The sequence below is a fragment of the Burkholderia sp. HI2714 genome (assembly GCF_002223085.1).
Taxonomy (GTDB): domain Bacteria; phylum Pseudomonadota; class Gammaproteobacteria; order Burkholderiales; family Burkholderiaceae; genus Burkholderia; species Burkholderia lata_D.
The window spans coordinates 56939-76793 of sequence record NZ_NKFM01000067.1 but is presented as its reverse complement, the minus strand read 5'-3'; the positions used below and the strand labels follow the sequence as shown (position 1 = coordinate 76793).

Sequence of the window (19855 nt, the reverse complement as noted above, 5' to 3'; positions counted from 1 at the left end):
GCCGCTCGCGGTGCGCGTGTTTCTCGCGTGTCGTCCGGGCCGCCCGGACGAGTGGCCTGCATCCCGCTGAATCCGAATCCGCGCGCGGCGCCGAGCCGCGCGCATCATCATCAAGGAGAAAACCAATGAGTTCACTGAATCTGCGCAACATGCTGCGCATCACCGCCGCGTCGTCGGCCGTGCTCGCCGCGCTGCTGGTCGGCGCGCCGGCATTCGCCGACGAAACCCACCTCGACGACATCGCGTCGCCGACCGCCGCGGCGCGCTTCCCCGCCGTTGCGGTGGGCCCGCAATACGACACGACCCACGTGTGCGTTGCACCCGAAGACTTCGACCGCTTCACCGACAGCTTCGTCGCGACGTTCGGCGGCAAGAAGTCGAAGCAGGGCGTGTTCCAGGTCACGCCGACGCCGAGCCAGACGATGTCGCAGCTCGTGCTGACGCCGGTCGGCACGATCTCGGTATTCGGTTTCAAGACGCCGATCCCGTATCCGTTCTGCGAGGAACGCACCGGCTATCTCGTCACCGACATGGACGTCGCGGTGAAGTCGGCGCGCGCGCATGGCGCGGACATCGTCGTGACGACGTTCCCCGACCCGATCGGCCGCGATGCGATCGTCCGCTGGCCGGGCGGCGTGAACATGCAGCTGTACTGGCACACGCAGGCGCCGAATTACGACCCGCTGCAGACGGTGCCGGAGAACCGCGTGTACGTGTCGCCGGAAAGCGCGAGCAAGCTGGCGCGCAACTTCGTCGCGTTCTCGCACGGCAAGATCGTGTCCGACGTGCGCCATGCGCCGGGCATCGAGATCGGCCGGCCGAACGACACGTACCGCCGCATTCGGATCGAATCGGGCTTCGGCAAGATGACCGTGCTCGCGACGGACGGCCAGCTGCCTTACCCGTTCGGGCGTGAAATGACGGGCTACGAAGTGGCCGATCTCGGCGCGACGCTGAAGCAGGCCGAAGTCGCGGGCGTGACGGTGCTCGTGCCGCCGTTCAAGTCGGACGGCCGCGACGCGGCGCTCGTGCAATTCCCGGGCGGCTACGTCGCCGAAATCCACGCGCGGTCGAAATGACGGTGCGCCGGCCGATGAAACGATCGTGGCGCGGCGCGCTGCCGTGCGTCGTGCTGGCGGGCGGCGCCGCGTTGCATGCGGGGTCGGCCGTCGGCGCCGATGCCGCTGCCGATGCCGATGCCAATGTAGCGGCGGCCGGCGCGGCCGCGTCGCCGGCTGCCGCCGCCACGGCGTCGTGCACCGCGAAACGTCCGACGGTGTCGTTCAACCGCTGGCAGGAAGACTGGTCGGTGCTCGCGAATCCGTGCGTGCCGCGCAAGCCGTTCGACGCGCTGAAATACATACGGCTCGGCGACGATCCGTCGACCTACCTGTCGCTCGGCGCGAACCTGCGCGAGCGCTTCGAACTGAACAACGCGCCGCTGTTCGGCCTCGGCTCCGCGCACGACGACAACTACGTGATCCAGCGCACGAACGTGCACGCGGACCTGCGGTATCGCGGGCACTTCCAGGCGTTCGTGCAGTTCGTCGATGCGCGGCCGTTCGGCAAGGACACCGTCGGCCCGGTCGACAAGGACCAGCTCGACCTCGAGCAGGCGTTCGTCGCGTACGTCGATCAACTGGGGTCCGGCACGTTCAAGACGCGGATCGGCCGGCAGGAGATGGCGTTCGATTTGCAGCGTTTCGTGTCGGTACGCGACGGCCCGAACGTGCGGCAGGCATACGATGGACTGTGGACCGATTACGAAATCGGCAAATGGCGCTTGATCGGCTATGTGACGCGCCCGGTGCAGTATCGCAATGCGGCCGTGTTCGACGACGTGTCGAACCGGCACCTGCGATTCGACGGCGTGCGCGTCGAGCGCAACGGCACGGGGCCCGGCGATCTGTCCGCGTACTGGTCGCGCTATACGCGCGACAACGCGCGCTATCCGGATGCGTCCGGCACCGAACGGCGCGACGTGTTCGACATGCGCTATGCGGGCAAGACTGACGGGCTCGACTGGGACGTCGAGGCGATGCTGCAGACGGGCCACGTCGGGCAGGACACGATCGGCGCGTGGGCGTTCGGCGCGCTGGGCGGCTACACGTTCGCGAAGACGGCCGGCACGCCGCGCATCGGCATCCAGGTCGACGGCGCATCGGGCGACGCGCATCCGGGCGACCGGCGCGTCGGCACGTTCAACCCGATGTTTCCGAACGGCTATTACTTCACGCTCGCCGGCTATACCGGGTACAGCAACCTGATCCACGTGAAGCCGTCGCTGACCTTCAAGCCGGCCAGCTCGGTGACGGTGCTCACCGCCGTCGGCTTCCAGTGGCGGCAGACGACGGCCGACGCGATCTACGGGCAGGGGATGTCGGCGGTGCCGGGCACGGCGGGCAAGGGTGGTGCGTGGACGGGGATGTACGCACAGGCGCGCGTCGACTGGCTCGTGAACGCGAACGTCGCGCTCGCGCTCGAAGCCGTGCACTTCCAGCTCGGCTCGTCGATTCGCGCACTCGGCGCGCGCAACGCCGACTATGTCGGGATGGAAGCGAAGTTCGGCTGGTGATGTGTCGTGCCGCGCGCCGGCCGGTGCGGCGGCCGCGCTCGCGTGCCGGGTCTTCAGGACAATTCAGGCGCCGCGCAGGATTTTCGCCACCGTGCCCGATACGCTGGGCAACATCGCGTGTCGCGCGGGTCGTCCCGTTCGTGGCCGGGCGCGCGCACGGTTCATCGCGGAGAACACATGAAGAACCTGTCCCGGCACGCGTGCGTTGTGCATGCGGCCCGTTTGCTCGTCGTGGCCGGATGTGCGGGCCTGCTCGCGTCCGCGGCGTTCGCGCAGGCCGGCGTGCAGCCCGACGCCCACGCCAATGCGCAACCCGAAGCGCAATCCACAGCGCCAGCCCCTGCCGCGGGCCAGCAGCCCCCCGGCTTCTATCGGCAGAAGATCGGTGACTTCACGGTGATCGCGCTGTCCGACGGCACCCATCCGTTTCCGGTCGACACGGTGTTTCGCGACATCTCGAAGAACGAGATCCGGCGCGACCTCGACCGCGCGTTCCTGGAGCCGCCCGTGCAGGGGTCGATCAACGCGTTTCTGGTCGATACCGGATCGAAGCGGATCCTCGTCGATGCGGGTGCCGGCACGCTGTACGGTGACTGCTGCGGCAAGCTGCTCGACGACCTGCGCGCGGCCGGCTACGCGCCCGCGCAGATCGACGAAGTGCTGCTCACGCACCTGCACAAGGACCATGTCGGCGGCATTGTGTCGAACGGCGCGATGACGTTTCCGAATGCGATCGTGCGGGTGAACGAAGTGGAAGCCGCTTACTGGCTCGATCCCGCGAACAAGGCGCAAGCGCCTGCGTTCCTCTCATCGTTTTTCGATGCGGCCGCCGCCGCGGTCGCGCCTTACGTCGCGACCGGCCGCTTCAAGACGTTTCGCGGCGAAGCGACGCTCGCGCCCGGCATTCGCGCGGTGCCGATGCCCGGCCATACGCCGGGGCATACGGCTTATCTGATCGAGAGCGGCAACGCGGGCCTGCTCGCGTGGGGCGACATCGTGCACGTGGCGGCGATCCAGTTGCGCGACGTGAACGCGACGGTCCAGTACGACAGCGATGCCGGCGCCGCCCGCCGCACGCGGCGGGACACGCTGAAGCGCGTCGCCGATCGGCGCTATCTCGTCGGCGCCGCGCATATCGCGTTTCCCGGGCTCGGCCACCTGCGCCGGGACGGTGCGCAATACGACTGGGTGCCGGTCAACTACGACGCAACGCCGGTGCGGTGACGACCGTGAGGCCCATCGAACGATAGTCCTTCACAATCTCGCGCCCTCGGCTGCGGTCGAATGCACCGCAGCCTTCCGGGACCGGATGTCGACGCCTCGACCGGCGTCCTTCGTCACCGCACGCGAAGTGCCGTCACATCGCTCCTCCGAGGGACCGGCTACATCGGCGAGGCCACATCCGTGGCAGCATGCGCCTGCTGCGGCATTCTGGAGGACGACGCGCCACGATGTGAATCGCTCACGCGCGTTGCGTGTCCCGGTCCGGCGTCGACGTAAGCCACGACCGTCCGGTTCCTGGTCGCGAGTCCGAGATACCGCGACGACACGTCCAGCACACATCCAGCAAAATCAACCATCATTTCGTTGTTTCCCCTGCATTCGTATAAGCACAATCTTCATCAAGCTGCGCACGGCGTGAGCGTCGCCTGCGTCGCTGCCATCCGGGCAATGTTCGGTACGGCCGCCATTGCGCCCACCTCGTCGCGCTGCTCGCCGAAGGCATCGAGCAAATACTCGGTCAATTTGCGCACCCGCGCGGGGAGATTGCGTCTGGACCGGTAAACGAGACAGGCTTCCAGTGGCGCCACCTGCCACGCATCGAGCACACGCACGAGTTCGCCGCGATCGAGCGCCGCTTGGGCGAGCTGGTTGGGCAGGATGGCTACCCCCTCGCCGTCGACGGCCGCCGCGAGAAGCGCATGAGGACAATTCGTGCGCAGCGCCGCGCGCGCGCCAAGCGAAACACACTCCCCGGATGCTTGATGGCTGACCGTCCATGCCGAATGCTGCGCGCCCGTTGCCAGGCAAGCTTCGGCAGGCACATCGAGCGGGTGAGCGAGACCGTTGGTCCGTTCGAGCCAGGCAGGACTCGCATAAAGCCCGAGCGGCACGGCCGCGAGTGATCGCGCGATGCACGACGACGGCGCCGAGCGACCGACGACGATTGCGAGGTCGGCAAGATCGCCGAGTGTGTCGGCCTGGTGATCGACGCGCCGCACGTCGACCCGTACTTTCGGCCAGGCGCGCATGAAGCGGACAAGGACGGAAGTGAGGCGGGCGGTATCGAAGATGGCCGGCACCTCGATGCGGACGTTACCCGCGCAATCGCCGGCTTCGTCGCTGCCGGTACGCGCGAGGTTTTCATAGGAGGACAGGACGCCCGTGACGCGCTCGAGCACCGCATGGCCCGCCGTGGTCAACGCGACGCGGCGCGTGGTCCGGTTGAAGAGCTGCACACCGAGCATCGTTTCAAGATCCTGCACCGCGCGGCTCACCGACGGTACGCCAATATTGGTCGCGTCCGCCGCCCGCGTGAAACTGCCGTGGTCCGCCACTGCCTTGAATACTTCCAGCGCTTTCAGACGCTCCATCTCGACCTCCGATCATTGATTGGCTTGCATGGAGCAATGTTGGCGGGCAGACGCGCATCGGGCCAGTTACGACTTGTTAAGCGTTGCTAAGTCGGCGCGCGGAGCCGTGCCAATCGTCGTCGGCTGCAGCAAAGCAGGTTTTTTTAAGATCTTTTAAGGGCGCGTACTGCGCTTTTGAGCAATGATTGGCTGTTTTTGCGTCAGTGTGCACTCCCGGCACACCGTATTGGCTGGCACTCAACCCGCGCGATGACGCTCTCGATGACCGCTCCTTACAGCCTCGCGTTCGGCCCTTTTACGCTGCAATTCCCGCAACGAATCCTGCTCAAGGACGGTGCGCCGCTGAAAATCGGCAGCCGCGCGCTCGACATTCTCGTCGTCCTTGTCGAGCATGCGGGCGCGCTGGTCTCGACGCGCAATCTGTGCGACAGCGTCTGGGTGGACAACGTCGTCGAGGAAGGCGCGCTGCGCGTGCATCTGTCGGCGCTGCGCAAGGTGCTCGGTGACGGACCGGACGGTGCGCGTTACATCGTCAACGAGACCGGACGCGGCTATCGTTTCGCGGCGCCCGTTACCCGTGTCGAAGCAGCGGACCCTGCCGCACCACGGCCTCATACGCACGCCGCCCAGCCTTCCACCGGGTCCGAAAGCGGTTCACGCGGTCTGCCGGTCACGCTCGCCCGCGTGATAGGTCGCGAGGATGTCATCGCAGGTCTGACCGACCACTTGCCCGAGCGACGCTTGCTCACGATCGCTGGCCCGGGCGGCATGGGGAAGACGACCGTGGCCGTCGCTGTCGCGCATCGCTTCACACAGCGCACCGGCATGCGCGCCGTGTTCGTCAATTTCGCGCCGGTTTCCGCGGCCGCGAGCGCGGCCAGTACGATCGCCTCGGCGCTCGGCGTTGCCGTCTCCAGCGGCGATCCGGTGCCCGACCTTATCCAGGCGCTCGAGGCGTCGCCGGCGCTGCTGGTGCTGGACAACTGCGAGCATCTGATCGATGCCGTTGCCGTGCTCGCCGAGCAACTGCTGCAAGGCGCGTCCGGCGTGCATCTGCTGGTCACGAGCCGCGAGCCGCTGCGCGCGGAAGGCGAATCCGTCCATCGCCTCGCCGCGTTGCCGTCGCCCGAAACCGACGCAGTCGTGAGCCTCGACGACGCCGTGCAGTTCCCGGCGATCGCGCTGTTTCAGGACCGCGCGCGCGCCGCCAATGACCGGTTTGCGTTGAGCGCCGCGAATCTGGGCCCCGTGATCGATATTTGCCGACGGCTCGACGGTATCCCGCTCGCGATCGAGTTTGCGGCGGCGCGCGTCGGCTTGATGGACGTGCATTCGATTGCAGCGCGGCTCGACGATCGCTTCGCGCTGCTCACGCAGGGCCGCCGCACGGCGCTCCCGCGCCAGCAGACGCTGCGCGCAACGCTCGACTGGAGCTATGAATTGCTCCGGCCGGAGGAGCGCCAGGTGCTGCGCCGCCTCTCGGTCATGCGGGCCGCCTTCGGTATGGATGCCGCCGCGGCTGTCGCGGCCGGTGGCGACGTCGATGACCTCGCCGCCTTCGACGCCGTCACTGGCCTGATCGCCAAGTCGCTGATCGCCTGCGCAATCGACGATTCGGACCATCCGTATCGACTGCTCGACACGACGCGCCACTACGCACACATGCGACTTGAAGAGGCGAACGAACTCGAGGACGCGCGCCGCCGCCATGCGTTGTACTGCTGTGCGATCTTTGCCGACCCCGTGGCGGCGTGGGAAGGCAAGGCGCCGCGTCAGTGGCTCGCGATTCACAGCCAGCGAATCAACGACGTGCGAGCCGCGTTCGATTGGGCGGCCGCGCAGGATGGCGAACCGAAGCTCGCGATCGATCTGCTGATCGCGACGGCGCCGCTGTGGTTTCATCTTTCGCTCCCTCACGAGTTCCTCGGGATGGCCGAGCGCGCAATCGCCGCCGCGGAAAACTCGGATCTGGCGGGCAAGGAGCAGCATATCGAGCTGCTCGCCGCGTACGGTCACGCGCTGTGGCACACGCGTGGGCCGACGGCGGAGATGGCCCACGCGTTCGACGCCGCACAGGCCGCCGCGCAGCGCCTCGGCGACGACCGGCTCGCATTGCGCACGCTGTGGGGCGTGTGGGCGCATCGGACGCTCGCGGGCGTATACGCGGAAAGCCTCGAACATGCGCGTGCGTTTCGCGCTACCGCCGCACGGACGGGCGACTTTGCGACGACGCAAACCGGCGAGCGGATGTGCGCGCTGTCACATCACTTCCTCGGGGACCACGCTATCGCGCGCGCGTTGATCGAAGCGGTGATGGCGCGCGACAAGGACCCGGTGCGCGCGACCCACGCGAATCACGCGCAGGTCGATGCGCATATCGCTGCGCTTTCCATTCTGATGCGCATTATGTGGCTGCAGGGCGAGACCGACGCGGCGATGGCGCTCGCGCGCGACTGCGCGACGGAGGCGCTCGCGATCGATCACGATCTGACCGTCTGTTATGGGCTCGCGATCGGCTCGATCGCCGTCGCGACATGGGAAGGGGAAGTGGCGCTCGCGCGCGAATGGACCGCACGGCTTCGCGAGCGCACGCGCCGGCGCGGTCTCGCGTATTGGGACAAATGGGGAGAGGGCTTCGAGGCCATTCACGAAGGCAGACCTGTCACGCCGGCAGGCGCAACCCCGATGCAACTCGAAGTGTTCGCGTGCGCTGGCGACGCAGGGAGCGCAAACGCATTGATCGAAGCGGGACGGGCAGACACGCCGTCGTGGTTACAGGGGCATTTGCAGGAGGCCGCGGCAACGCGCGGTGTGCAGACATGAAGCGACGGTAAATCGGCTCGACGCGCGCGTCACTCGCCGGAACGCTTTGCTGGACACGGGCTTAACGCCTCTTAGCAACGCTTAACTGTGGCTCGTGCGGGAATCCGATGAAAATTTGTTCTGTCGACGGCCAACGGTGCCGGATCGACAAGCAAGCCTCACTCATCGGAAACTGCCCCATGAACGATTTCACGTCTGCCCGTCTGCCTGAAGACGCCGCACCGGGCCTGATCAGATCCGCAAACTCGTATCCGGTCCTCGACGCGGAAACGCAATCGTTCGTCGACCATGCCACTGAGGCAGGGGTTCCGGCAGAGCGATTGCGCGAATGGGCAAACGGCGAGGCTACCGACGCGATCCACACCGAAGAAATCGCGCTGAAAGCGGGCGCCGCGGATCCGGGCTTCACGATACGGATCGTACGACCGCCGCAGGCGGCGCCGACTCCGCTGCCCGCCGTGCTCTTCCTGCCGGACGGCGCGAGTTTCGCGGGTGCCCAAAGCGATAACCGGCTCGCGCGCAGGATTGCCACCGACGCCGAGGCGGTCGTCGTACTGGTCGATTACACGCCCGCGCCCGCCGCGTGCTTTCAGACCCAAAACGAGCAGGCGTTCACCGCGCTCGTCCATCTGCACGAGCATGCACGTGCATTGAATCTCGACGGAGGCGCCCTTATCGTCGCAGGCGAAGGCACGGGCGGTCATCTCGCCGCCACCCTCGCGCTGCTCGTCAAGGCGCGCCGCGGCCCCCGTATCGCGCTTCAGATCATGCTGTGTCCGACTTTTTCTACAAGCACGGCGGGCGCCTCGGCAGCGACATACGCCGACGGTCCGAGCTTGACCACACACACCGAGCGCATGCACGCATGGACGCGCTTTCCGTCAGAAAACCGCGGCGAAATAATCGCGATGCCGCTAAACGCGAGTTACACGGATCTCGAAGACCTGCCTCCAGCGCTGATCGTCACAGCTGAAAACGATGCCGCACGTGACGACGGCGAAACCTACGCCCGCAAGCTGATGCTCGCCGGGGTGCGCGTCAGCGCGGTTCGCTGCCTCGGCACGATTCACGATTTCACGGTGCTCGACGGCCTCGCCGACACGCCGCCCACCGAGGCGGCATTGCGATTGGCATGCGGCGCGATCCGCGCGACGCTACGCGGACACTGAATATGGGATCGATCGAGGGTCCACAACTGTCGAATTTCCAGCCGACGCACCGCTGCTCGAGCGGGTCGGCATCGAGCGCTGCTTCGTGCTCGCCGCTTATGCACGTCGACGCGCGTCTGCGCTACCCATGATGCGCGCGCCGAGCATCGTGCCGAGCTGTGCCAGTTGCTGGCCGATGCGCAATTCCACGGCTTCCCACTCGGACAACGCGCTGTCGATCGAGTGGCCGTGCGCCTGCAGACTGCGGGCGAGCGATACCGCGTTGGCGGCCGCCTTACCCGAGCCGGCGCCAGTATGCGGCCGCGCGACGAAGGCGGCGTCGCCAATCAAGACAACGCGTCCATAGACGAGCTGCGGCGCCTGGTAATCCTGGATGATCTGCATGAACGGTGCATCGGTTGCCTGCACGAGCGCTGCGAGCGAGGGCGCGAGTCGGCGCGATGCGTCGTCGCGCAGTCGCACGCGATACGTGTCCTGCAGCGCGCCGGGGGGGATTGAATGCGTCCGCTGCCCGCCGTCACGATCCGTCAGCGCCGCGTCCAGTTCGGCGCCGGCCGGCAGCGGCCGATACCAGACCCAGTTCCAGCGTCGCTCGCCGGGCCGTGTCGAGCCGTCGTCGCCTGGAATCAGATAGGTGAGCAGCTGATGGCCGACACCATCCTGAAACGTAAACGCATCCGCCAGCTGCGCAGTAGATTGCGGGTCGAGCGTTGCTTCCGGTACGAGTCCGCGCCACGCGACATAGCCGGCATATGCGGGCTGCGCGCCGGATAGCAGAAGGGATCGGACTGTCGACTGGGGGCCATCGGCGCCTATCAATAGATCGGCTCGAATTCGGTCCCCGTTCGATAACGTCGCCTCGACGTAGTCGCCGTCCTGCGCGACGTCGGTCAGCGCGACGCCTGCATGCACCACGCCCTCCGGCAGGCTGCGCCTGAGCGTGTGGTAGAGCATGCTCCACGCGGTCTGGGTCTGCGGCATCCGCTGCCGCGCGATGACCGTGCCGCTTGCGTCGAGAAACTGCCGGTCGCGAGAAGGCACGCCGAGCGCGCCCGGATGTGCAATTCCGGCGAAGCGGAATGCATCGAGAACATCGGGTTGCAGTACGAGTCCGCCGCCACGGCTGTCGAGTTCACTCGCCGACCGCTCGAACACATCGACGTGCCAGCCGATCGCCCGCAAGGTTGTCGCGGCGAATAGACCGCCGAGCGAGCCGCCGATTACGATCGCACGACGGGAGACTGTCTGGTTCATGATCACACTCTTTCAGGTAATTGGGATTGAGGTGCGGTCAGCGCGGCGCCGCGCAGCGCGCGAGCGAAGATGCCGGGGGGTTGCGCACCGGGGATGTGCGTCGAGCCGACCAACACGGTCGGCACGACTTTGATGCCGTCTTCTCGGGCCCGTCCGCGCGCGGTCCGCACGGCATCCACGCCCGCACCGGAGGCGAGGAATTTGGCGGTCGTGTGGGGCGCCAACCCGTGTCGAGCCCCGATCTCGACGAGCACGTCGTGATCGCCGATATCGAGCGCGTGCACGAAATACGCGTCGTGAATCGACGTGGCGAGTGCCATCGCCAATTCCGTTGGGCCATCCGCGACGGCAAAATCCATCAGCCGGTGTGCGGGCAAGGTAGCGGGCAACACGGTGAGCCGATCGAAATCGAATGCGAGGCCGATGCGCCTGCCCGCACGTTCGGCGTCGGCGTCGCGGCGCTGCGCATGCATGGCGCTGCCATACTCGCGCGCGAGGTAAGCGGCGCGGTTGACGCCATTCCTGGGCAAGCCGGGGTTCAGTTCGAACGGGTGATACGTGACGACGGCTGACGAGTCAAAGCCGAGGGATACGAGGGCCGTGCGAAGATTGGCTTCGGCTATCCGGGACCATGGGCACGCGAAATCGTGAAATACCTGAATATCGACGGACGACATGCCGCCTCCTGCTGAATCCGAATGTGCACAGCGTAGAGGTCGGCGGGACGATGCAGAATACCGGCTGGGCGCAATCCAGCGTTGCACAATCAGCAAAGGGAGAGGGTATGGACAAACTGCTGGCGCTACAGACGTTCGCTGTCGTCGCGGACACGGGCGGGTTTTCGAAGGCGGCGCGCCAGCTTGGCACCGTGACGTCTTCGGTTACCCGCCTGATGGATGCGCTCGAGGCGTCTCTAGGCGTGAAACTGCTGACGCGGACAACGCGGCAGGTGACGTTGACCGATGCTGGGGCGACCTATCTCGAGCAGGTGAGTCGACTGTTGTCCGAGCTGGTCGAGGCGGACGAGAGTGTCGCGGACGCCGGAAGCGAACCAGTCGGCACCTTGCGTGTGTCGGTGCCGGTGACCTACGCGCGGATCGTGCTCGGGCCACACCTGTCCGCGTTTCTCGATGCGTATCCGAACGTGTCGCTCGATCTCGTGGTGTCGGATGCCTATCTCGATCTGGCAGCCGACCGGCTCGATGTCGCGGTGCGGATCGGCGTGCCGGCGCAGGATCCGGGATTGGTCGTCCGGAAGCTGATGGACAATCATCGCGTCGTGGTCGCGAGCCATCCGTATCTGGAGCGAATGGGAATCCCGGCGATCCCTGCCGATCTGGCCGGCCATCACTGCTTGCGTTTTCCATACCGGCAAGGCCGGCAAAGCTGGACATTCACGCGCGATGGGCACACGGAAAAAGTCGAGGTGAACGGCAGGTTGACCGCAAACAGTCTCGACATACTCCGCGAAGGCGTGCTGAACGGTCAGGGAATCGCACTGGTACCGACGTGGCTCGTGCAGGGCGATATCGTCGCCGGCGAGATGCTATCGCTCTTCGACGCTTGGTCGGTGCAACCGCTGATGGGCGATGTGCAGGTCTATGCGGCATATTTGCCGAACCGACGTCATTCGCGCAAGGTGCAGGCGTTTGTCACATTTCTCGCCGAGCGGATACGACAGGCATTCGCCGGATGAGCGTCCTGTCAGGGCAGCGCTTCAATAAAATGGAACACATCCGTCGGGCTGCTGCCCGGGCGTTTGCCGCGAAACAGCGACCGCGAAATCTCCGCCCGCCCGCTGGGTCAGACAATGCCCGTTCGGTCTTTCGCTGGAACACGCCCTAGGCGGCTATTGGACTAAACGCGGGGAGCGGGGCCACTTCAGCCCTTGCTCTCGAGCTGGACCTCTCGGGCATACTTTGGGGAAGCAATACATTAATGGCTTTGTCGCTACCATATCGGGCGTGCCGTTCCACGACGCGACTCAATTCGCCAGCCTCAACAAGTTTTTCTCTGCCATAGGCTCGCGCCAGCGCCAACACTTGATACTTGACCTCGGCACTCTCAAAATAGATTTCCACTAGCGATTTGTCGACGAGCTCGCAGACACAGTTCATCACCGCGGAACGAGAAAGTGAGTGGTCTTGGGCGATAAAACACGCTGCGTCAGCGTTGAAGTGGCCGTCAATCGCGCAGAGGCGGCGAAACACCGTCTGCTCGCTGTCGCTCAACATATCGAAGCTCCAATCGAGCGAGGCTCGCACGCTCTTGTGCCTCTCGTCAGCAGTTCTGTAGCCACCGCCGAGGTAGAGCAACGGTTCTTCCAGGCCGTGCAGGATGTGCTCCAGTCCAAGAACCGCGGCGCGTCCGGCCGCCAATTCAATTGCAAGTGGGACGCCGTCCAAGCGTCGGCATATCTCCTGAACCGCCCGTAGACCGTCATGGTCCCAGTCGAGGTTATGGCCATTGGAAGACAAGCGACGAAGGAAAAGGCGAACGGAGGGGGAGCTGAGCATGGCCTCGACGTCATCCTCTCGCTCAGGCAGGGCCAGCGGACCGACACGATAGACAAATTCACAAGGTACGCGAAGCGGCGTTCTGCTGGTAACAAGCACGCGGAGTTCGGATGCGCGACTGCAGGCAAACTCAATGAGTTGTGCTACATGCTCGACGACGTGCTCGGCGTTGTCGATGATGAGCAAGCCCTTTACTTTCGTCAACATGAGCGCGAAACGTTCAAGGTCCGACTCTTGACTGTCGACGGTGACGCCACAGCCGGCGGCAACGGCTTGAATGACATCTCGGCAGGTGTTGCGGGCAGCCAGTTCGACGAAGTGAATATTCGGGGCACGTTCGTCTGAGAGCCGGCGTGCGATTTCGCGGACAATCGATGTCTTGCCGATGCCACCTGCACCCGCAAGCGTGAGAACGCGCATGGATGGCAGCCTCGATCGTATATCGGCGATGACTTGTTCCCTGCCCAGTAGCGACGCGCGCCCCGTCATCGCATCCGCTTTACCGTCAACGAGTCGGTCCAGCATCATCGGGTCAGGTTCTGGCGTCTCCGGTTGGGGGATCGTCAGTTTGTAGCCGCGTCGCGGGACCGTTACAATGAGCTTCCCGTCGGGGCCGAGTGCCTTGCGTATGGCGCAGAGGTGGACGTGGAGGTTGTTTTCTTCGACAAACGTGTCCGGCCACACTGCGTCCATCAATTCATTCTTCGAAACCAGGCGACCTGCTGCCAGAGCGATGACCGCGAGGATGTCGAAAGCGCGAGACCCAAGCTCGTGTGCCTGGCCCCGACGGCGGAACATTCGCGCACCAAGGTCGATCTCGCATTCACCCATTCGGATCCGCTGCTTACCGGAAGTGAGTGTTGGCAACGGATGTTTCGCTTGAGTCATGGCAGCTTCGTCCAATCGCGATCGAGGTGTTCCAGCGGGAAGGGAATCTATTGATAGGGTGTCGTGCCGCACTGGAGCGGTGTCAAACGGATAGTAACGGACTTGAATATATGACTTTGTTGCCACCGAATTAATTTTTTTTAATGCTTTCCATTAACCGTATTTTTTGACTGTCCCGGCGTGGGGCGTCTGATGCCGATATGGCCGGAACATGGTGGAAACATTAAAATAATTTAATTTTTCAATAAAAGGCTGGGTTTTCGAGCCGCCGGGATAATGCAAGGTTGGCCGTCGGGCCGAGAGGTTAGGTGACACTGATGAAAATCTTGGTAGTGGAAGACAACATGCAGGTGGCCGGCTTTTTGAAAAAAGGCTTGATGGAGGCAGGTCACGTCGTTGATACCGCGGATAACGGGCGCGACGGGATGTTCCTGGCGATGGGGGGTAGCGCTTACGATGCCGTCATCCTGGACCGCATGCTGCCGGGAGGCGTCGACGGGCTCAGCATCATTGCGGCAATGAGAGCAACGGGGAACAAGGTTCCGGTGCTTATCTTGAGCGCACTGGATGCTGTCGACGAACGAATTCGAGGGCTCAAGACAGGCGGTGATGACTATGTCGTCAAGCCGTTTGCTTTTGGGGAGGTACTCGCGCGACTGGAGGTGCTCCTGCGTCGGTCACAGAATGATGTGGTCGAATCGACACTCAAGTGCGCAGATCTATCCATCGACCTTTTTTCCCGGAAGGTCTCGCGCGCGGGCAAGGTCATCACGCTCAAGCCGCGCGAGTTCAAGCTGCTCGAGTACCTGATGCGGCACGCCGAACAGGTCGTGACGCGCACGATGCTCCTGGAGAACATCTGGGACTACCACTTTGATCCACAGACGAACGTGGTGGATGTGCACGTGAGCAAGCTTCGGCAGAAGATTGACACGGGGTTTGACGTATCACTCTTGAGAACCGTCCGCAACGCTGGGTACATGCTCTCGGCGAACGGATAATAGCGCGCGTCGGAGCGAAGGGAACGGACGGAGAATCATGGAATTTGAAGAATCGATGGTCCAATTGCTATGGGACGACGGCATATTCGTTTTATCGCGAATCGAGGCGGCCGATGGCGGGGCGTCGCGATTGGCTCTGAGGCCAGCCGCTAGCCAACCTCTCGGACAAACGCTGGCATTGCTCGAGAACGTCTATTCGCTTCGCGCCCACTTGGATGGTCCACGCTTCACGCTGCCTGTTGAATTCGTTCGGGACAGTTCCTCCATTTCGCTACTTCTCAAGGACCCGGGCGGCGTTCCCCTGTCCGCACTGGATACGTCCCTGCTTTCGTTCGACCAGATCCTGACGATTGCCGCGAATGCAGCGTCCGCCCTGGACGTGCTCCACCGGCGAAAAGTAATACACAATGATGTACGGCCGGCACATCTGCTTGTTCAGCCTGCCACTTGGGCGGTAGCGCTGACGGGGTTTGAAGCTGCCGCATTGGTCGGTTCTCCCGGCATCGAGGGGGATCTGTCCCGCACGCATGCGGCCACCTATCCGTATCTCGCGCCTGAGCGAACCGGGCTTGTCAATCGGCCCGTCGATCCACGCTCCGACTTGTACTCGCTAGGTATCCTCATCTATTGGATGCTGACGACGAAGTATCCATACTCCGCGAACACCCCGGGGGAATGGCTCTACTGCCACACGGCACGCAAGCCTGCGCCGCTGCATGAGCATGTTCCTCACGTCCCCGAATCGCTCGCAGCCATTGTCGACAAGTTACTCGCCAAAGCAGCGGAGGATAGGTACCAGACGGCCCGCGGCGTCGAACATGACCTGCGCTTATGCGAAGCGCAATTCCGTGGAGGCGCGGGCTTTGCACCGTTCCTGCTCGGAACGATGGACTCGCACGAGCGGCTGTTGATTCCTGACCGACTTTACGGGCGAGAACCCGAGCTAAACGCGCTGACTGATGCCTTGGACCGGGTTGCCCGTGCCGACATCACCGAGTTTGTGTTGGTGTCCGGTTACTCGGGGATCGGGAAATCGGCGCTGGTCGAAGAATTCCACCATGTGATGTGCCGCGGGCGATTTGCGTCAGGCAAGTTCGACCAGTACAAGCGTGATATCCCGTATGCGACGATTGCGCAGAGCATGGAATCGATCGTCAAGCAGGTTCAAAAGGCGGACGAGCGGGAACTGGCAAAGTGGCGCAAGCGCATCGAACAGGCGCTGGGATCGAATGGCCGCTTGCTCACTGACCTCATCCCGGCGCTCGAGGAGATCATCGGGCCGCAACCCATGATGTCGGATGTGCCGCCTCCGGAGGCACAGAAGCGCTTCGTTACAACGTTGACACGGTTCATCGGGGCGTTCGCCACGCCCGAACAGCCGCTTGTATTGTTTCTGGACGATCTCCAGTGGCTGGACGCCGGAACTATTTCGGTACTGGAGGCGCTCGGGCAGGGGGCCGGCATTGCTCACTTATTGCTCATTGGGGCGTTCCGCGACAACGAGGTCGGTCCTAGTCATCCCCTTGCGCGCATCATCGGCGACGCACGAGAAAGTGCCGCCGTTCATGTCCAGCATCTGTTGTTGGCACCTTTGGCGGTTGGCGATATGGAACGATTCGTCCGTGACGCCACGCGCAGTGATGCGCCAGAGACGGGCAAGTTGGCGCAGTTGATGTTTGAGAAAACGGCGGGAAATCCATTCTTTGCCGTTCAGTTCCTGCGCGTGCTGGCCGACGAAGGGCATCTGACGTTCGACCGTGCCACACGAGAATGGGCGTGGAACATGCGCCACATTGCGCAGGCTGCTTTCCCGGATAGCGTCGTCGACCTGATGGTGCAGAGGATTGGGCGGCTGCCCGATCGCACACGACAATTGCTTGCTGATTTCGCTTGCGTTGGCGCCACGGTGGCCACGTCGGTCCTGGCCCAGGTGAGCGGGCAGTCGAACGGTGAAGTTGACCTTGCGCTCGCTGACGCAATAGCGCAAGGCCTCGTTTACCGCCGGTCGGATGGGTACACTTTTGTCCACGACAGGATTCAAGAGGCTGCGTACGCGCTGCTTGCCGAAGCAGAGCGTGCGCCATCGCATCTGCGGATAGGCGCTCGGTTGGATACCGGAGAGATGGACCCGAGTTTCGAGCGGAACGTCTTCGAGATCGTCAACCAGTACAACCGGGCACTCCACGCAATAAGCGAACCGCGGGTGCGCACGCGTGTCGCCCTCCTGAACCTGCGCGCGGGCCGTCGCGCGCGAGACGCGGCTGCCTATGGGACCGCGCTGACCTATCTCGAGGTTGGCGCCGAGATATTGGACGATCGAGCATGGCAGACCCATTACCGCGAAAAATTCTCCCTTGAACTATTGCTTTCAGAGTGCACGTTCCTTGCAGGGAGCCCGGTGTTGGCAGACGAGCGCTTGCGTCGCCTTGAAGCATACGCTGAAAGCGTACGTGACAAGGCAGCCGTTGCTTTCCTGCGGATTACGCTGCATACCGCTTTGGGCCAGATGGATGAAGCGGTGGCAATTTGCCTGGGCTATCTGCGCGCGGTCGGCGTCAATTGGGTACCTCATCCTGGCCGCGGAGAAGTCGATAAAGAGTACGAAAAGCTAGTCGCCAAAATTCAGACAGGGTCGATCGCTGCTTTGCGGGATAACCGGTTGCTCGACGATGAAGTGCTGGAAGCAACGCTGGACGTTTTCACGGCAGCGTTGCCACCGGCCTTTTTCACCGACGAGAACCTGGTGTGTCTGATATTGACGACCATGGCGAATTTGAGCATCGCGAACGGCAATGCCGATGCATCGTCGCTGGGATTTGCCTACTTGGGCATGGTTGTCGGCCCGCTCTTCGGGGATTACGCCACCGCGTACGAATTTGGCAAGCTCGCGATGGCGCTCGTCGATGAGAAGGGGCTCGACCGGTTCCGTGCACGCGTCTACATGTGCTTTGCTTACCACGTCATGCCATGGACGGAGCACATACGAGCAGGGATTCCACTTTTGCGACGAGCATTCGAGGTTGCATCGCAAAGCGGTGACCTTACGTACATCGGATTCTCCAGTTGCTGCCTCGTCACGACGCTTCTTGCGGCTTCTGTTCCGCTGGCTGACGTTGAAGAACTGGCTGTCGAGCGGCTGCGAATCGTCCGTCGTGCCGGGTTCGGGCTGATCGTGGACATCATCAATTCGCAGCTCGCGCTGATTCGTGAAGTCCGAGGGACTACGCCATGGTTCGGTTCAGTCGACGCGGACTATCCGAGCGAGAGCGCCCTGGAGCAACATTTCGCAGACAACCGTGCGCTGGATATTGCCGCGTGCTGGTACTGGATCCGCAAACAAGAAGCAAAGTATTTCGCAGGCGACATTGCGGGCGCGATGGAGGCCGGGAAAAAGGCAGCGCCTTTGTTGTGGACCACATGGGGACATCAAGAGCTTGCCGTATATCACTTCTTTTCCGCGCTGACATTGCTCGCGGCAAAGGAGAACCTCTCGTCACAAGCCGACGTCGTCATGGACGCGGAACTCGCCGAGCACGTCAATAAGCTTCGGGGCTGGGCACTGGCCAATCCTGCTAACTTCGCTGCTCGTGCAGCGTTGGTCGATGCGGAAATCGCGCGTATGGACGGTAACGCTTTGGAAGCGATGCGTCTGTACGAACGGGCCATCGAGGGCGCTCGCAGCAACGGATTCCTGCATCTCGAGGGCTTGGCGTGTGAACTGGCTGGCCGGTTCTACGTGAAACGGGACTTCGCAACGATCGCGGCAGTCTATCTGCGAGGTGCTCGGTCGGCCTACCTCAACTGGGGGGCGATGGCCAAGGTCAAAATTCTGGATTCAGCCTATCCGGGCCTTGCAGCCAACGAACTCGGGCCTTCGTTGTCTGGTGTCGGCGAGAATCGGCTGGAAGTGGAAACGGTCGTCAAGGCTTCACAGGCAATTTCAAGCGAGCGGGTGCTCGAGCGCCTGATGAACACGCTGATGACCATTCTCCTTGAGCATACGGGAGCTCGACGTGCGCTGCTCATTCTTCCACACGAAGAACAGCTCTTTATCGAAGCCGAAGCCACTGAGGGCGGTGAGGTGCACGTAGAGCGGCGAGCCGCCTCGCAGAAGACCGTGCCGCTTTCGATGCTTCACTATTGCCTTCGCGCCCAACAGACATTGCTGGTTGACGACGCGACGACGGAGAACCCGTTTTCGTCAGACGAGTACTTTAGTGGAAAGGCTTCGCGCTCGGTACTATGTCTGCCGCTGGTCAAGCAGACAAGGTTGGTCGGCGCACTGTACCTTGAGAACGAGCTTGCTCCCGGAGCGTTCACGCCATCCCGGATGACCGTCCTCAAGTTGCTGGCGTCGCAGGCGGCGATTTCGATCGAGAACGCATCTCTGGAGCAGGTCGAGGCGCTGCTTGAAGAGAAGGATGCGCTCCTGCAGGAGGTACACCATCGGGTGAAGAATAACCTGCAACTCATCAGCAGTCTGCTAAGCCTCCAGGCATCACGCGTCCAGGACCAGGCGGTTTCCGAGCAGTTTCAGGAGAGTCGAAACCGCGTTCGTTCGATGGCGATGGTCCATGAAAACCTGTATCGGGCGGGCAACTTCGCACGCATCGACATGGCGCCACACATCAGGAATCTTTGCGCCCATCTTTCGCGTATCTACAAGTTGAGTCAATTGAACGTCGACCTGGACGTTGTCGTTGACGATGTACAGCTCGACATGAACCGCGCGATAGCCTGCGGCATGATCGTCAACGAACTCGTGTCGAATGCACTGAAGCACGCTTATCCAGACGGCCGAAGCGGGCGACTCCGTGTCGAGTTGGTGGCGAGTGAAGGCGACGGATATCGGCTGAGCGTCACCGACGACGGCATTGGCTTGTCGCCGGAGTTCTCGCTGGAAACTGCGGAGTCACTTGGGCTGCAGCTTGTCTTTGACCTCGCCAGGCAGATCCATGGTTCAGTGGAGATTCGTCGCTCGGGCGGGACGGCCTTCGACATTCACTTCGGACTACAACAGACAGGCGGCCTCTAA

At 63.3% G+C, this 19855-nt stretch carries 12 protein-coding genes; 8 read left to right on the top strand and 4 right to left on the bottom strand.

What is annotated here, in order from left to right:
- Positions 1-125 precede the first annotated feature (125 nt).
- From CFB82_RS37035 to CFB82_RS37025, 3 genes are all read left to right on the top strand, one after another.
- On the top strand, positions 126-1079 hold the full coding sequence (locus CFB82_RS37035; protein ID WP_089487291.1) for a glyoxalase: 954 nt from the start codon (positions 126-128) through the stop codon (positions 1077-1079).
- Positions 1080-1093: 14 nt separating this feature from the next.
- Positions 1094-2575: an alginate export family protein gene (locus tag CFB82_RS37030; RefSeq protein ID WP_089487540.1), complete on the top strand. Its 1482-nt coding sequence runs from the start codon at positions 1094-1096 to the stop codon at positions 2573-2575.
- Positions 2576-2752: 177 nt separating this feature from the next.
- Positions 2753-3799, top strand: a complete 1047-nt coding sequence (locus CFB82_RS37025) for an MBL fold metallo-hydrolase (protein ID WP_089487290.1) — start codon at positions 2753-2755, stop codon at positions 3797-3799.
- A 398-nt stretch (positions 3800-4197) separates the two neighbouring features.
- Here CFB82_RS37025 and CFB82_RS37020 read toward each other — a convergent pair whose 3' ends face one another.
- Positions 4198-5169, bottom strand: coding sequence for a LysR family transcriptional regulator (locus CFB82_RS37020; protein WP_089449344.1), 972 nt, complete (start codon positions 5167-5169; stop codon positions 4198-4200).
- A gap of 261 nt (positions 5170-5430) precedes the next feature.
- On the opposite strand from CFB82_RS37020, the gene CFB82_RS37015 reads away from it, so the two are divergent.
- Positions 5431-7992: an ATP-binding protein gene (locus CFB82_RS37015; protein ID WP_179255505.1), complete on the top strand. Its 2562-nt coding sequence runs from the start codon at positions 5431-5433 to the stop codon at positions 7990-7992.
- A gap of 179 nt (positions 7993-8171) precedes the next feature.
- On the top strand, positions 8172-9161 hold the full coding sequence (locus CFB82_RS37010) for an alpha/beta hydrolase fold domain-containing protein (protein WP_089487288.1): 990 nt from the start codon (positions 8172-8174) through the stop codon (positions 9159-9161).
- A gap of 96 nt (positions 9162-9257) precedes the next feature.
- On the opposite strand, the gene CFB82_RS37005 is transcribed toward CFB82_RS37010, so the two are convergent.
- Positions 9258-10415 (bottom strand): FAD binding domain-containing protein, encoded by a 1158-nt coding sequence (locus CFB82_RS37005; protein WP_089487287.1) that lies wholly within the window; start codon positions 10413-10415, stop codon positions 9258-9260.
- Positions 10416-10417: 2 nt separating this feature from the next.
- Entirely contained in the window at positions 10418-11092 is a 675-nt protein-coding gene (locus CFB82_RS37000; RefSeq protein ID WP_089487286.1) for a DsbA family oxidoreductase, read from the bottom strand.
- A 107-nt stretch (positions 11093-11199) separates the two neighbouring features.
- Here CFB82_RS37000 and CFB82_RS36995 point away from each other — a divergent pair, with 107 nt between their 5' ends.
- Positions 11200-12111, top strand: a complete 912-nt coding sequence (locus tag CFB82_RS36995) for a LysR family transcriptional regulator (protein ID WP_089449349.1) — start codon at positions 11200-11202, stop codon at positions 12109-12111.
- 145 nt (positions 12112-12256) lie between these two features.
- Here the strand turns inward: CFB82_RS36995 and CFB82_RS36990 are convergent, their stop codons facing one another.
- A complete protein-coding gene (locus tag CFB82_RS36990; RefSeq protein WP_089449350.1) occupies positions 12257-13819 on the bottom strand; it encodes an ATP-binding protein in 1563 nt (520 codons plus the stop codon).
- 317 nt (positions 13820-14136) lie between these two features.
- Here CFB82_RS36990 and CFB82_RS36985 point away from each other — a divergent pair, with 317 nt between their 5' ends.
- Together CFB82_RS36985 and CFB82_RS36980 are read left to right on the top strand one after the other, a co-directional pair.
- Positions 14137-14820, top strand: a complete 684-nt coding sequence (locus CFB82_RS36985; protein WP_089449351.1) for a response regulator transcription factor — start codon at positions 14137-14139, stop codon at positions 14818-14820.
- Positions 14821-14857: 37 nt separating this feature from the next.
- Complete coding sequence (locus tag CFB82_RS36980) at positions 14858-19855, top strand: AAA family ATPase (RefSeq protein WP_256990660.1); 4998 nt, start codon at positions 14858-14860, stop codon at positions 19853-19855.